The following is a 13,633-nucleotide window of genomic DNA, read 5'->3' as shown; positions in this document are numbered from 1 at the left end:
CTTTAATTTAATAAACAGAAAATATATGTATTCAACACTTAAAATATTACATCGTTATTGGGCCTATTTAGTGCTTTTTATGATAGTAGTTGCAACCTTTAATGCTTTATATAAATCAATTACTAAAAAGGAGTATGAAGCGCGTGATTTTAGGATGTCTTTATTCACTTTAATTGTGTCTCATATACATTTATTAATTGGTATGGTATTATGGTTTGCTGCAGATTACTTTAGTGAAATGAGTATGGGTGAAATCATGAAGAATGCAACCATGAGATCTAATGTTGTCGAGCATCCTTTAACCATGATTATTGCTGTAGCTTTAATAACTATTGGATACTCTAAGCACAAAAAGAAATTAACCTCAAAAAATAAGCTTAAGACAATTGCTATATTTTATACTTTAGCATTAATACTTGTTTTAGCTAAAATACCATGGAAGATTTGGTTAGGTTTATAACATAAAAAAAAGCGACCCTAAGGGTCGCTTTTTTTTATGTATTAATAGAAAACTAATCTTTTGTAATGTTATTTAGTTTCTTTATTTTTTTTGTCATTTACTTCTTTAATTAAGTAAATATATACTGGAAAGTGATCGCTAAATCCATTTGTAAATCCACCATCAGCAAAACTTCTTAGCGGATAACCTTTATAACGTCCTTTTTTATTTACTAAGTAGTATTTGTTAAAAATTCCTGCTTTGTAGTAAGTAAGGTTGGTATAATCTTTGTCTAAAAAGGGTTTTGTAATCATGATTTGATCAAATAAACTCCAAGCATCTCTATATGCAGTGGTACCTAAGCCTTCTTTTTTAAACATATCAATATAAGGATTGTATATCCCTTTAAAATCAACTTTGTCTTTATTTCTTTCAGCTTTTAAAACGTCCTTGACACTAGCATTCGTTGGGTCATCATTTAAATCTCCCATTGTAATAATCTTAGCATAAGGATCTACAGATTGTAAACTATCAATAATCCTTTTGTTAAGCTTTGCTGCAGCAACACGTTTTGGTCTACTTTTAGCTTCGCCACCACTTCTAGAAGGCCAATGGTTGACAATGACGTGTATTTTTTCGCCTTCTAAACGACCTGTAACTAATAATTGGTCTCTAGTATTGATGCGTTTTCTTGTTTTATCATCAAATATTTTAAGAGTATGTGTACTTTTGGTCATGACTTGAAATAATGATTTTTGATATAATAAGGCTACATCAATACTTCTGTTATCAGGACCATCAAAATGTACAATGCCATAATCTTTACCAAGTAATAATGGGTCGTTTGCAACATCTTCAATAACATTTACATTTTCTACCTCACATATACCAATAATAGCAGGAGTGTTTTTTGTTACATCACTACCTATATCAGCTATTACACTAGCCATATTATGGACTTTTTTCTTGTAAATCTCAGATCTATCAGCTTTTATTTCCATCATTGGGCTAGCCTCATCATATTTAGTAGGATCATTGATGGTGTCAAACAAGTTTTCTAGGTTATAAAAAGCTACTGTATGTATCTTATATTTTTTCTTTTCTTGAGCGTTTAAACTTACAATTGCTGTAAGGAAAAGTGCTGTAATCCAAAGTTTTAAATGTGTCATTGTAATTTTGTGTTATGTTAACGTTATCTTAAATACAAAACGCTTGCCAAAAGTATATATTTATTAGAAATAATGTAAATTTGCCCGCTTTAAATAATCATTATTTAACGTACCAACAATTAATTAACTATAATTTATAGTATGAAAAAAAGTTATTTATTTTTCTTATTAGGAATTCTTTCAACGTTTACACTTGTTGCACAACAGACTACAGTTAAAGGTAGTGTAAAAGATGCTGTAACCGATGAGCCTATTCCTGATGTGACTGTTACCATTGAAAAATCATTATTATCAGAACAAACTGATGGTTTTGGACAATTTACCTTTACTAGTGAAATACCTTTAGGTGAACAAATTCTTAAAATTGAAAAAGTTGGCTATCAAACTAAAAGATATCCTATTATTGTTAATCAAGGTAAAACACTTGATATACAGGATATGACATTGGATGTGTCAATTGCTAATGAACAAGATTTGTTTACAATTACTTTATCTGATGACGAATTAAATGATGATACAAGTGGATCGGATAATATCTCTGGATTACTATCATCATCACAAGATATTTTTCAGCGTACAGCTGCTTTTGAGTTTAGCTCATCATTTTTTAGAGTTAAAGGTCTAGATTCAGATAACGCCAAAGTACTAATCAATGGTGTAGAAATGAATAAACAAGATACAGGTCGTCCACAATGGAGTAATTGGGGAGGATTAAACGATGTTGTTCGTAACCAAGAGTTAAGTACTGGATTATCTCCATCTGCTTATAGTTTTGGAGGTGTTTTAGGAACAACAAATATTAATACTAGAGCTTCTAATTATAGAGAAGGTGGACGTGTTACATATTCATCTTCAAATAGAAGTTACACTAACCGTTTAATGGCTAGTTATGCTTCTGGATTGATGGAAGATGGTTGGGCTTATACACTTATGGTAGGTAGACGTTGGGGAAATGAAGGATATCAAGATGCTACATTATATGACTCTAATTCGCTTTTTGCTTCTGTAGAAAAGAAAATCAACGATAAACACAGTATTAACTTTACTTCAATTTACGCTCCAAACCGTAGAGGTAAATCTTCTGCTAACACACAAGAAGTTTATGACTTAAAAGGAATTAAGTACAATGAATTTTGGGGTAATTATGATGGAGAAAAGAAAAATTCGCGTATTAAAGAAGTTGAAGAACCAATTTTGTTATTAAACCATTATTGGGACATAAATGAAAAAACAAGTTTAAATACTAACGTTGGTTACCAATTTGGAAAAGTAGGTAATAGTCGTTTAGATTATGCAGGAGGTGAAAACCCTAGTCCAGCATATTACCAAGATTTACCAAGTTATTTTCTTGAAGATGAAGATTTAGCAGGAGCATACCAAGCTGAACAAGAATTTTTAAACGATGGGCAAATTGATTGGGACAGAATTGTGGATGCTAACTTGACTAACAACATATCTGGTGCTAACGCAGCATATGTATTATATGAAGACAGAAATGATGATAAACAATTAACGCTTAACACTATTTTTAGTACAGAGGTTAATGAAAATGTTTTGATCAATGCAGGAATTAATTACAAAAAATTAGATTCTGAAAATTTTGCTGAAATCATTGATTTATTAGGAAGCACAACAGGAGCTTTAAATGTAGATTCTTTTAGTCAAAACCAATTTGATTTAAACAATCCTGATCAAGTAGCATTTGTTGGAGATAAATTTAGATACAACTACAACTTATTTGTAAACGAATTATCAGGATTTGCACAAGCTCAGTTTAAATATAACAAAGTTGATTTTTATGTAGCTGGTAGTGTAACTAAAACAGATTACCAAAGAGAGGGTTTATATAAAAACGAAAATCAAGTATACATTGAAGATGGTATAGAAAGAGATAACTCATTTGGTAAAGGTGATAAAATCGAATTTACTGGTTATGGTGCCAAAGCAGGATTTACCTATAAGATTTCTGGTAAGCATTTGTTAGACTTTAATGGAGGTTATATTGCTAAAGCGCCATCAATAAGAAATACTTATACTAATTCAAGAGAAAGTCATGATTATGTAGGTGTAATTAATGGTATAGATAATACAGATATTAATATTACAGAAGAAAAAATATCATCTATAGATGCTAGTTATATTTTTAGGTCTCCAATAGTAAAAGCTAAATTGACTGGTTTTTACACTAAAATCGAAGATGCTAATGAAGTATCATTTTTCTTCACCCAAGGTAGTACAACAGGTTTTATTCAAGAAGTATTATCTGGTGTAGAAAAACAACATATTGGAGGAGAATTAGGTATAGAAGCTCAAGTAACACCAACTATTAAACTAAAAGGAGCAGCTTCTGTAGGACAATATACTTATAGTAATAATCCTAACTTATATGTAACGTCAACATCAGAAGACTTTATAGATGTTCAAGGTGGTGATGTTGTAAATACCTCTGGATTAGTAAGTACTTCTAATCTTGAAAATTATAAAGTAGCAGGAGGACCACAAACTGCATACTCAGTTGGGTTTGAATATAGAGATCCTGATTACTGGTGGTTTGGAGCAACAGCTAACTTTTTTGATAACGCATACATTGACGTAAGTCCATTATCAAGATCAAATGAATTCTATACAGATGCGGACGGATTACCTTACAATGATTATGATCCAGAAATAGCTGTAGATTTATTAAAACAAGAAAAGTTTGATAGCTATATGGTTGTTAATTTAGTTGGAGGTAAGTCTTGGAAAATTGGAGATAAATTTATCGGATTTTTTGCAAGTGTTGGTAACTTATTAGATAAGCAATATAAAACTGGTGGTTTTGAACAAGGAAGACGTGCAGATTACAGAGCTTTAAGAGATGATGTAAATTTAGAGAAAAGAGTTTTTGGTCCTAAGTACTGGTATGGTAGAGGAGCTAATTACTTTGTAAATGTGTATCTTAGGTTTTAAAAAAAAGAAAAAGGAAATTATTAATAATTAATATTACAATTATGAAAACGAATAAAATTTTAACATTAGCTTTTAGTCTTATGGCTTTATTAGCTATAACGTCTTGTGTAGAGGACGATGATTATTCTGTACCACAGTCACAAGGAAATGAAGAGAATTTAGCTTTAAATTTATTACTTAGTCAGATTGAAACAGGTGCATTAGATTTAGTCTCAATTGAAGAAGTTAAAGCAATGTATAGTTCTGACGATGATATTCCATTTCCAGTAGATACAAATATTGTAGTTAAAGGATATGTAAGTTCTTCTGATGCAACGGGAAACTTTTTTAAAGAGTTTTATATACAAGATAAAGCTGAAAACCCAACTGCAGGATTACAAGTTATTACAAGTTCATCAGATATATACAATAAATTTAATAAAGGTCGTGAGGTTTATATTAAGTTAAACGGTCTACATATTGGAGAAACAAGAGTTGGTAATGGTGTCATTACAATTGGTGGAGGAACTGAATCTGATCAATATGGTACTACAGTAACAGCTCTAACTAATAGTCAAGAAAGTTCAAATGTCTTACGTTCTGCAACTACAGAAACTATTATTCCATTAAATTTAACTTTTGGAGTGGTAAGTGGTGAGCACATAGGTATGTTTGTAAAATTTGATAATGTTGAGTTTGCAGATGATTTAGCTGGTGAACGTTATTTTGACCCTACTGAAGATTATGACACACAACGCACATTACAGTCTTGTAGCGGGTTAGAATATTCAGAACTTATTTTAGAGACTAGTGCTTTCTCAACTTTTAAAAACGAGTTATTACCAACATTAAATGGTTCTATTTCTGGAGTAATTGTTAAAAACTTTTCAGGAGATACTACATTATTGACTTTAAATTCTACAGAAGACGTAGTTTTTGAAAACACACGTTGTTCTCTTTTAAATATTGATGATTTTAATGTTGTTTATGAAGAGGATTTTGAAGGGTTTGGAAATTATACCAATGAAGGTTGGACTAATGTAAATGTTAGCGGAACAAATACAGATTGGTTTATTAGTGGTTTCAATAATAATGATTACTCTAGGATTTCGGCTTTTAGCTCTAATAATTCTGAAGCAGATGTTTGGTTAGTTACACCAGTAATCGACTTAGGGACTAGCTCTGATAACCTATTATCATTCGATCTTGAAGTAGCATTTTCTAATGGTATTATACTATCAGCATACATATCTACTGATTTTTCAGGAGACCCTTTAGTAGCGACTTGGGAACCTTTAAATGCAGAAATACCTTATGGTTCAACTACTGGTTTTGGTGGTTTACAACCAATTACTACAATCGATATATCTCAGTATGAAGGAAATGTAAATATTGGATTCTTTTATGAAGGTTCTGATCCAGACGCAACAACAAGATATCACTTAGATAATTTAAAAGTTTTATCTAACTAATAATTTATTTTATCAAAAAAAACCTGCTACATTGTAGCAGTTTTTTTTATATCATTTATGACAACATTCGATCACTTATTTTTTAATGTTTTTACAGCTTTTAAAACACGTTTTAAACAAAAAGCAAACTCTATAGCTTTGTTTTATATTTCAGCATTGCAAATTGCCTTAGTTTTTGTTTCTGGTGTGTTTATAGCCACTTTTTTAACTAAAATGAATGCTTCTACAATATCAAGTGATAAAGCTTGGATTTTATTTGCGATTATTTCATTTATTATACATATTCAAAATTGGTTAAAGTATAATGGTAAAACTAGAAAGGTTTTAAACGCTAAGTTTAACAGAAGTAAACCAAGTAAACATAATTTAGGTTTATTGTTAAGTTTGCCTTTTGTGTGTGTATTGTTAGGGGTAATTCTACTTCAAAGTTTTTAAAGATCAATATATAAGTAAAAAGCCTGCTATAATTTAGCAGGCTTTTTTTATTTTAAATAATAATATAATGGCTATCCATCATTTATTTTTAAGTCTTAAAGTAATTTGATAAGACTTTAATAATCTACTGTACAGTTAAGGTGTACTGAGGTGTATTATTTAATGGGCAAAAGTATGTGTATTCTCCTTTTGCTAATGTTGTCGCTTTGCTACTTTGTGTTTCTCCGTCTTTAACAACGCTAGTAACATAGGCTGTTTTAATGTGGTTTTCTGGATTGGATGCATCAGCTCCTTTTTTTATTAGTACAAAACCAACATCTTTACCAACTGCATTATTTGCAATTTCAAATACATAAGTTCCTTCGCTTATAGTTAAACCTTTTTGTGTAAACTCACCAGTAGTCTGCTCTAGTGCTACTGTTTTTACAGTGTCGTTTTTCATCATTTTGTCTTGTGCATTAACAGATACTAAAAGAGTTAATGTTAATACTAAAGTTGCGATTAATTTTTTCATTGTTTTAATTTTATAGATTTGTTGTTATATAATTGAATTGTCAATAATTCCTTTGTTTAATTCTGCGTCACAATAATAGTCGTGTAGTTGTTTGTGCTCACAATGCTCTTGTGGATTAACAGCTTTGGCTATATTTCGTTTAGCTTTTGTAAATATTTCTATTAAATTGAATATGGATGTTGTTGTTTTCATCTTGCGTGTGTTTAATTATTATACTGCAAAGATGCGATAGGGAAGTAGGTTTTAAAACGACAATATTACCTTATTACATGTCTATTTTTCCCTAATAGTAGTTTTGTAGTTAAAATCTATAAAAAAAAAGCTCACAAGTTTTTTTTAAACTCTGACATAGTTACCATTGTTTGTTTTTTAAACAGTCTGCTTAGATGTGAGGCGTCTTCAAAACCAATATCATAAGCAATTTGTTTGGCAGTTTTGTCCGTATACATTAGTTGGCGTTTAGTTTCTAAAATTAACCGTTCATGTATTATTTTTAGAGGACTTTGTCCGAATTTTGAAAAACTATTGGATAGTGTTTTTGCAGATTTATTAAGTTTGTCCGCGTAAAATCCTACATGATGTGCGTTTTTAAAATGAGCTTCAACTAATAAGTTATATTGTCTTAAAGTTTCATCTGTAGATTTAATAATGGCATCACTTGTAGTTTCGGTCTTAAGCAATCTGGTAGTTTTGATAATAAACCTAGCCAAAAGCATCCTTAGCATTTCTGCTTGTATAGTATCTTGTGTTTCTATTTCTTCTAAAAACATATCATGCAACATATTAAATTTATCTTGCTCGATGGTATTTAACGTAATAACAGGAATGCTGTCGTTACCAAAAAACAAAACACCAGCACAACCAACTTCTTTATCATGATCCTTAATGCAATAAAATTCTTGATTAAATTGATAAACAACACTTTGTTTTCCAGCTATATATTTTAGCTGTTGTATAGGTGTTAATGATAAAATTTGATGTGGTTTTAAAATTAGTGGTACACCATCTACAATTAACTCTAAACTAGAATTTCTAGTAACAATAAAGGTGTATAAGCCAATTTGTTTTGAATTGGAAAATGTTTTTAAAAGGCTTTGGTCCGATATTTTTAAAGTTCCTTTGGTAGAAAATTCTGTAAATGTTTTTAGCATAAACTTATAGTCTATAAAAGCTGCTAATAATTACAATTAAAAATAAATATCCTGAGCTAATCTATAGGTATTGGCATGTGCATCTACAATGGTTTTTATGTCAGGACTATAGCCTCCACCCATACTGCACATAACAGGAATGTTGTTTGTTTTACAGGTGTTTAAAACAAATTGATCTCTAGCTTTGCAACCAACAAGTGTCAAACCTAGTTTACCTAATTTATCTGTTTTAATGACGTCAACACCACTTAAATAATAGATAAAATCAGGTTTAAAGTCTGTTATTAATTTAGGTAATGTTTTTTGTAAAATTGAAAGATACTCTGTATCTGCAATATTGTTTTCTAGAGCAATATCTAAGTCACTTTGTTCTTTTTTAAAGGGATAATTGTGTTTTCCATGCATTGAAAATGTAAAAACAGAAGGATCATTTTTAAATATTTCGGCAGTACCATTACCTTGGTGTACATCCAAATCTACAATTAAAATACGATTAGCTAGACCTTTATTTTGGAGGTATCTTGCACCAATTGCTTGGTCGTTTAACATGCAAAAAGCTTCACCACGATTGCTATAAGCATGGTGTGTACCTCCAGCAATATTCATAGCAATACCATGTTGTAATGCAAATTGGCTGGCTTTTATAGTACCATCAGCAATAGTAATTTCTCTTTCTATCAAAACCTCACTCAACGGGAAACCAATTTTACGTGCAGCACGTTGATCTAAAGTAATATTTAGTAAATCGTAAAAATACTCAGGGTCGTGTACAGCTAAAATAGGAGCTTCATCAATCATTCTGTTAGGTTCAAAAAAGTTAGCTTCAATACAAGTGCCTTCATGCAATAATTGTTCAGGTAATAATTGATATTTTATCATCGGAAACCGATGTTTTTCAGGCAACGGATGACAGTAAATAGGATGGTAAGCTATTTTTAGCATTCAAAAAGTAGTTTAAAACTTTAAATTTAAGGCTTCCAAGTTTTAAAAGCAATTAAGCCGATTTAAAAACTTTAAGACACTCTTAACAAGATAAGTTATACCTTTGTCAATCAAACAAAAGTATAATAATGTCAAAGCTTAACTTTTTAGTTATAACGCTTTTATTAAGTGTCTCTACTATCTTCTTCTCAGAAGGTAAAGATGCTAATGTTGTACAGCATACTTTTCCGCAACATACCGTTCAAGCTAGTCCTTCATTAGACTCGCAAGGTATAATTGTAAATTCTGATATTGAGTTATCTGTTAACCTGCAGTTAGAAGATAATACCTCATTTTACAAGCAGTATGCATTGGTTAAAACGGTAAATAAAACACAACAAAATACTGTTTTATTATATCAAAAATCCAGCAATAGTATTGCTGTAGGATTACCAAAAAAACAGATTATTTACCCATTTCATTGGTTTACTTAAACACAATACGTTTAACGCAACTGTTGCAACACTAGTCTTTAAAATTAAGATTTTGTGTTGATGTATTATACATTAAATTTAAAAATCAAAACCATGAAATTATCATTCACACTACTATCTATGTTATTAGTTTTAAGCGTATTAGTCCCTTTTTTTATATTTGTATTTAAAGGATTAAATAGCAAAACAAAAACAAAACATAAAGCCGAAAAACTATTACTTTCCAATGGGTTAAAGTATACTATGTCCGAAACTTGGAATAATAAATTTTTGGCTTTCGCCGAAAACCAAAACATGCTATCTTATGTTCATTTTAAAGATGAAATTAATGTATTAAAAACCATAGATTTAACTCAAGTCAAGTCTTGTGAGATTATATCAGATTATCAAAAAGGAAAAGATAAAGCCTCACATTTAAAACATTTAGATCTAAAATTACAGTTTGTATCGTCTAAAAAGGAAGCTTTAATATTATCTTTTTTTGATGCAGATGAAGCTTTTATTGAAGATTATGAAGCCAAACGTATCCAAAATTGGCATGACATAATTGAGACTAATTTATCTAAAGCTATTACTTTAAAACAAGCGTCATAAAGCAGGTTGTTTAAAATTAAAAAGCATCAATCTTATATAAGGTTGATGCTTTTTTTTGTTATTTATGTAATTGTAATTGAATCCTTTTTCTAGTAACATCAACCTCTAAAACTTTGACAATAACCTGTTGGTGTAAATGGACATGCTCATTTACATCCTTAACAAAGCTATCCGATAAATTAGAAACATGTATTAATCCACTTTCTTTAATACCAACATCAACAAAACAACCAAAATTGGTAATATTATTAACTATACCTGGTAATAATTGTCCTGACGCTAAATCGTTAATGGTTTTAATATTTTGATTAAAAGTAAAGACTTTAGCTTCCTCTCTAATATCTAAACCTGGTTTTTCAAGTTCTTTTATAATGTCTTCTAATGTTAGTAATCCTACAGTATCAGAGCAATAGTTTTTTAAATCTATTTTTTTTAGTAGTTCTTTGTTCCCAATTAAATCATTTAAAGTTACTCTTAAATCTTTAGCCATGTTTTTAACAATAGTATAGCTTTCTGGGTGTACAGCAGAATCGTCTAATGGGTTTTTAGGTTCCCTAATTCTTAAAAAGGCTGCACCTTGCTCAAATGCTTTAGCACCTAGACGTGGAACCTTTTTTATATCATTTCTACTTTTAAAAACACCATTCTCAGCTCTGAATTTAAAAATATTTTCGGCTAATTTAGGACCAATTCCAGACACATAACTTAATAAAGAGGTGCTTGCTGTATTGATATTAACACCAACACTGTTAACACAATTTTCAACAACAATATCTAATTGTTTTTGTAGTTTATTTTGATCAACATCATGTTGGTATTGTCCAACACCAATAGACTTGGCATCAATCTTTACCAGCTCAGCTAAAGGGTCTTGTAAACGACGTCCAATAGATACAGATCCTCTTACGGTAACGTCGTAATCAGGAAACTCGTCCCTAGCTATCTTTGAAGCCGAGTAAATACTTGCTCCAGCCTCACTAACCACAAAGACTTGAATGTCATTTTTGAAATGTACTTTTTTTACTAAAGCTTCTGTTTCTCTAGATGCTGTTCCGTTTCCTATAGCAATAGCGTCAATATTATAGGATTCAGTTAAAGTTGCTAATTTTTTCATAGCACCAATGCTATCGTTTTTAGGAGCATGAGGGTAGATGTTTTCATTATGCAATAAAGTACCTTGTGCATCCAAACACACTACTTTACAACCTGATCTAAAACCAGGATCTATAGCAAGTACTCTTTTTTCGCCTAAAGGCGAACCTAATAATAATTGTTTTAAGTTTTTAGCAAAAACACTTATAGCAGATTGGTCTGCTTTTTCTTTGGCGTTTTGTAGTGCTTCATTGCTTAATGACGGAAACAGTAAACGCTTATAAGCATCGCTTATTGCAAGCTCTAATTGGTCAGCACAAGCATTGTCACTTTTTATAATTTTGCGATCAATGTTTTCTAACGCTTTAATTTTATCTATTTCAATTTTAACTCTAATAAAACCTTCTTTTTCAGCTCTTAAAATTGCCAAAAGCCTGTGTGAAGGTATGCGACCTAATGCTTCTTCCCATTCAAAATAATCTCTAAATTTTTGAGCGTTTTCATCGTCTTTTTTTGTTTTTACCACTGTCGTGGAAATCATGGCATGACGCTCCAGTTGCTTACGCAAGTTATTACGAATGTCTGTACGTTCATTAATCCACTCAGCAATAATATGTCGTGCACCTTCTAAAGCATCATCAACTGTAGTAATATCACCTTTAACGTATTTAAAAGCAATGGTTTCTACATCATTTGCGTTTTGACTCATGATGATTTTTGCTAATGGCTCTAAGCCGTTTTTACGTGCAGTTTCAGCTTTGGTTTTTCTACTTTTTTTATAGGGTAAATATAAATCCTCTAGAGTAATTAGGTCTATACAGGATTCAACTTTAGCTTTTAAATCTTCGGTTAAGACTGATTGTTCATCTAAAGCTTTTAAAATTGTGATTTTACGTTTTTCTAAAGTTTCAAATTCTTCCTTATATTTTACGATATCTCCAATCTGTACTTCATCTAGATTTCCAGTTACTTCTTTTCGATATCTAGAAATAAATGGAATTGTAGCATCTTGGTTAAGTAAGTCAATGGTGTTTTGAACTGAGGATTTTGGCAGTTTGGTTTTGGAAATTATATAGTTTATAAGCATAAAAAAAGACCTTATTTTTTAATAAATAAGGTCTTGTAATATATCTAACTCAGTTTAATTTTCCGAATATTTTTATAAAGAATTATATTAATTTTGAGTTTCTTGTTGTGCGTCGTTAATCATTTTTTCATTTGGTAAAATAGCGACATTTACACGTCTGTTTTTTGCACGTCCTTCGGCTGTACTATTATCATTTAATGGTTGGGTTTCTCCAAACCAGTTGGTTGTAAAACGACTGCTACTTAAACCTTGGTTTGTCAAGTAATTTGTAACAGCATATGCTCGGTTTTTTGATAATGTCATGTTACTTTCTTCGCTACCAACACTGTCTGTATGACCAACTACTAATATGTTTGTGTCTGGATACTCTTTAAATACAGAGACTAATTTGTTTAAACTAGTTTGTGATGCTGTATTAACATTGTACTTAGCAGTGTCAAAATATACACCACTATTTTCATCAAAAGTTATTACAATTCCGTCATCAACACGCTCTACAACTGCACCAGGAATTTCTTCTTCAATTTGTTGCGCTTGTTTGTCCATTTTATTTCCGATAAGCACACCAGCTCCACCACCTACAACACCACCAATAACAGCGCCTAACTCTCCATTACCACCTTTACCAACATTGTTACCAATTATGGCACCAAGAATGGCTCCTCCTGTAGCTCCAATTACTGCTCCTTTTTGTTTGTTGTTTGCGTTTTGTACACTGCTACAGCTAGATACACTTGTAATTAAAAGTATAGCTAAAGCACTTGTTGATATATTTTTTATTATAGTTTTCATAGTGATTATTGTTTTATAAAGTTCATGTTAATGGTAAATGGTTTACCGTCCACCGTTAAGGTTTGTTCCCATCTCATATTAGTTTCTGATAATTGTGCTAAGGTTAATCTGAAACCTTGATTAGTATCACTTTTACCTTTGGCGTCAGTAGGCTTTAATAAAAAACTGTATAAACCTGTAGTTTGATCTACTTCTTGGATTGTAAAGTTAAAATATCTTTCACCTGCATTACAATTAGCATTGTTTATAGTATATATACCAGAGTAGTTATTTGGTATAAACTGCCATGTACTTTGTTCAAAACACTCTTTTGAAGTATCGTTTAAAAGTGTGACATTATATGTTCCGGGTTGACTGTAGTTAATCGAGTTTAATACCCATGACCCTTTTATGGTTTTTCTTGATTCTCTTACGACTTTAGTTGATCCACAACTAAAAAGTAGACTCAAAAATAAGACGGTTATAATTTGTTTCATAATATTAGTTTTTAATTATGATACAAAGATATAACCGTCTTTGATATTTTATATTACATGATTGTTTTC

Annotated in this window: 14 protein-coding genes; 6 read left to right on the top strand and 8 right to left on the bottom strand. The window is 30.8% G+C overall.

Annotated features, from left to right (window positions below; all coding sequences use genetic code 11):
• Positions 1 to 25: 25 nt before the first annotated feature.
• Complete coding sequence (locus tag JAO71_RS00335) at positions 26 to 460, top strand: hypothetical protein (RefSeq protein WP_054852506.1); 435 nt, start codon at positions 26 to 28, stop codon at positions 458 to 460.
• 68 nt (positions 461 to 528) lie between these two features.
• Here JAO71_RS00335 and JAO71_RS00330 read toward each other — a convergent pair whose 3' ends face one another.
• Positions 529 to 1,608, bottom strand: a complete 1,080-nt coding sequence (locus tag JAO71_RS00330) for an endonuclease/exonuclease/phosphatase family protein (RefSeq protein WP_054852507.1) — start codon at positions 1,606 to 1,608, stop codon at positions 529 to 531.
• A gap of 141 nt (positions 1,609 to 1,749) precedes the next feature.
• Between JAO71_RS00330 and JAO71_RS00325 the strand changes: the two genes are divergently transcribed.
• The 3 genes from JAO71_RS00325 to JAO71_RS00315 are packed head-to-tail and all read left to right on the top strand — an operon-like array spanning position 1,750 to position 6,443.
• Complete coding sequence (locus tag JAO71_RS00325) at positions 1,750 to 4,557, top strand: carboxypeptidase-like regulatory domain-containing protein (RefSeq protein WP_202998418.1); 2,808 nt, start codon at positions 1,750 to 1,752, stop codon at positions 4,555 to 4,557.
• Between the two features lie 41 nt (positions 4,558 to 4,598).
• The gene (locus JAO71_RS00320; RefSeq protein ID WP_202998417.1) at positions 4,599 to 6,008 is read left to right on the top strand and encodes a DUF5689 domain-containing protein; all 1,410 of its coding nucleotides are present in this window, start codon (positions 4,599 to 4,601) and stop codon (positions 6,006 to 6,008) included.
• Between the two features lie 57 nt (positions 6,009 to 6,065).
• Positions 6,066 to 6,443 (top strand): hypothetical protein, encoded by a 378-nt coding sequence (locus JAO71_RS00315; RefSeq protein WP_202998416.1) that lies wholly within the window; start codon positions 6,066 to 6,068, stop codon positions 6,441 to 6,443.
• A 124-nt stretch (positions 6,444 to 6,567) separates the two neighbouring features.
• Here JAO71_RS00315 and JAO71_RS00310 read toward each other — a convergent pair whose 3' ends face one another.
• The 4 genes from JAO71_RS00310 to JAO71_RS00295 form a co-directional block, all read right to left on the bottom strand.
• Positions 6,568 to 6,957 carry a plastocyanin/azurin family copper-binding protein gene (locus tag JAO71_RS00310; protein ID WP_054852511.1) on the bottom strand — a complete coding sequence of 130 codons (390 nt, stop codon included), beginning with the start codon at positions 6,955 to 6,957 and terminating at the stop codon, positions 6,568 to 6,570.
• A gap of 24 nt (positions 6,958 to 6,981) precedes the next feature.
• Positions 6,982 to 7,149, bottom strand: a complete 168-nt coding sequence (locus JAO71_RS00305; protein WP_187294276.1) for a hypothetical protein — start codon at positions 7,147 to 7,149, stop codon at positions 6,982 to 6,984.
• A 131-nt stretch (positions 7,150 to 7,280) separates the two neighbouring features.
• Positions 7,281 to 8,108, bottom strand: coding sequence for a helix-turn-helix domain-containing protein (locus JAO71_RS00300; protein WP_202998415.1), 828 nt, complete (start codon positions 8,106 to 8,108; stop codon positions 7,281 to 7,283).
• Between the two features lie 36 nt (positions 8,109 to 8,144).
• A complete protein-coding gene (locus tag JAO71_RS00295; RefSeq protein WP_202998414.1) occupies positions 8,145 to 9,050 on the bottom strand; it encodes a histone deacetylase family protein in 906 nt (301 codons plus the stop codon).
• 128 nt (positions 9,051 to 9,178) lie between these two features.
• On the opposite strand from JAO71_RS00295, the gene JAO71_RS00290 reads away from it, so the two are divergent.
• Together JAO71_RS00290 and JAO71_RS00285 are read left to right on the top strand one after the other, a co-directional pair.
• A complete protein-coding gene (locus tag JAO71_RS00290) occupies positions 9,179 to 9,523 on the top strand; it encodes a hypothetical protein (RefSeq protein WP_202998413.1) in 345 nt (114 codons plus the stop codon).
• A 93-nt stretch (positions 9,524 to 9,616) separates the two neighbouring features.
• Complete coding sequence (locus JAO71_RS00285; protein ID WP_202998412.1) at positions 9,617 to 10,117, top strand: hypothetical protein; 501 nt, start codon at positions 9,617 to 9,619, stop codon at positions 10,115 to 10,117.
• Between the two features lie 58 nt (positions 10,118 to 10,175).
• Here JAO71_RS00285 and JAO71_RS00280 read toward each other — a convergent pair whose 3' ends face one another.
• From JAO71_RS00280 to JAO71_RS00270, 3 genes are all read right to left on the bottom strand, one after another.
• Positions 10,176 to 12,296, bottom strand: coding sequence for a Tex family protein (locus tag JAO71_RS00280; protein ID WP_202998411.1), 2,121 nt, complete (start codon positions 12,294 to 12,296; stop codon positions 10,176 to 10,178).
• A gap of 87 nt (positions 12,297 to 12,383) precedes the next feature.
• On the bottom strand, positions 12,384 to 13,088 hold the full coding sequence (locus tag JAO71_RS00275) for an OmpA family protein (protein WP_116823603.1): 705 nt from the start codon (positions 13,086 to 13,088) through the stop codon (positions 12,384 to 12,386).
• Between the two features lie 5 nt (positions 13,089 to 13,093).
• Complete coding sequence (locus JAO71_RS00270) at positions 13,094 to 13,564, bottom strand: lipocalin family protein (RefSeq protein ID WP_116823602.1); 471 nt, start codon at positions 13,562 to 13,564, stop codon at positions 13,094 to 13,096.
• Positions 13,565 to 13,633: the final 69 nt, after the last annotated feature.

The organism is Olleya sediminilitoris (assembly GCF_016785945.1).
In the GTDB taxonomy this organism is placed as follows: domain Bacteria; phylum Bacteroidota; class Bacteroidia; order Flavobacteriales; family Flavobacteriaceae; genus Olleya; species Olleya sediminilitoris.
This window is presented reverse-complemented; position numbering and strand designations above follow the sequence as displayed.

Bases quoted from the DNA above. Each gene is read 5' to 3' on its own strand.
- JAO71_RS00310 (WP_054852511.1), bottom strand. From the start codon at position 6,957: ATGAAAAAATTAATCGCAACTTTAGTATTAACATTAACTCTTTTAGTA.
- JAO71_RS00270 (WP_116823602.1), bottom strand. From the start codon at position 13,564: ATGAAACAAATTATAACCGTCTTATTTTTGAGTCTACTTTTTAGTTGT.
- JAO71_RS00325 (WP_202998418.1), top strand. From the start codon at position 1,750: ATGAAAAAAAGTTATTTATTTTTCTTATTAGGAATTCTTTCAACGTTT.
- JAO71_RS00280 (WP_202998411.1), bottom strand. From the start codon at position 12,296: ATGCTTATAAACTATATAATTTCCAAAACCAAACTGCCAAAATCCTCA.
- JAO71_RS00335 (WP_054852506.1), top strand. From the start codon at position 26: ATGTATTCAACACTTAAAATATTACATCGTTATTGGGCCTATTTAGTG.
- JAO71_RS00295 (WP_202998414.1), bottom strand. From the start codon at position 9,050: ATGCTAAAAATAGCTTACCATCCTATTTACTGTCATCCGTTGCCTGAA.
- JAO71_RS00275 (WP_116823603.1), bottom strand. From the start codon at position 13,088: ATGAAAACTATAATAAAAAATATATCAACAAGTGCTTTAGCTATACTT.
- JAO71_RS00300 (WP_202998415.1), bottom strand. From the start codon at position 8,108: ATGCTAAAAACATTTACAGAATTTTCTACCAAAGGAACTTTAAAAATA.
- JAO71_RS00315 (WP_202998416.1), top strand. From the start codon at position 6,066: ATGACAACATTCGATCACTTATTTTTTAATGTTTTTACAGCTTTTAAA.
- JAO71_RS00330 (WP_054852507.1), bottom strand. From the start codon at position 1,608: ATGACACATTTAAAACTTTGGATTACAGCACTTTTCCTTACAGCAATT.
- JAO71_RS00285 (WP_202998412.1), top strand. From the start codon at position 9,617: ATGAAATTATCATTCACACTACTATCTATGTTATTAGTTTTAAGCGTA.
- JAO71_RS00290 (WP_202998413.1), top strand. From the start codon at position 9,179: ATGTCAAAGCTTAACTTTTTAGTTATAACGCTTTTATTAAGTGTCTCT.
- JAO71_RS00320 (WP_202998417.1), top strand. From the start codon at position 4,599: ATGAAAACGAATAAAATTTTAACATTAGCTTTTAGTCTTATGGCTTTA.
- JAO71_RS00305 (WP_187294276.1), bottom strand. From the start codon at position 7,149: ATGAAAACAACAACATCCATATTCAATTTAATAGAAATATTTACAAAA.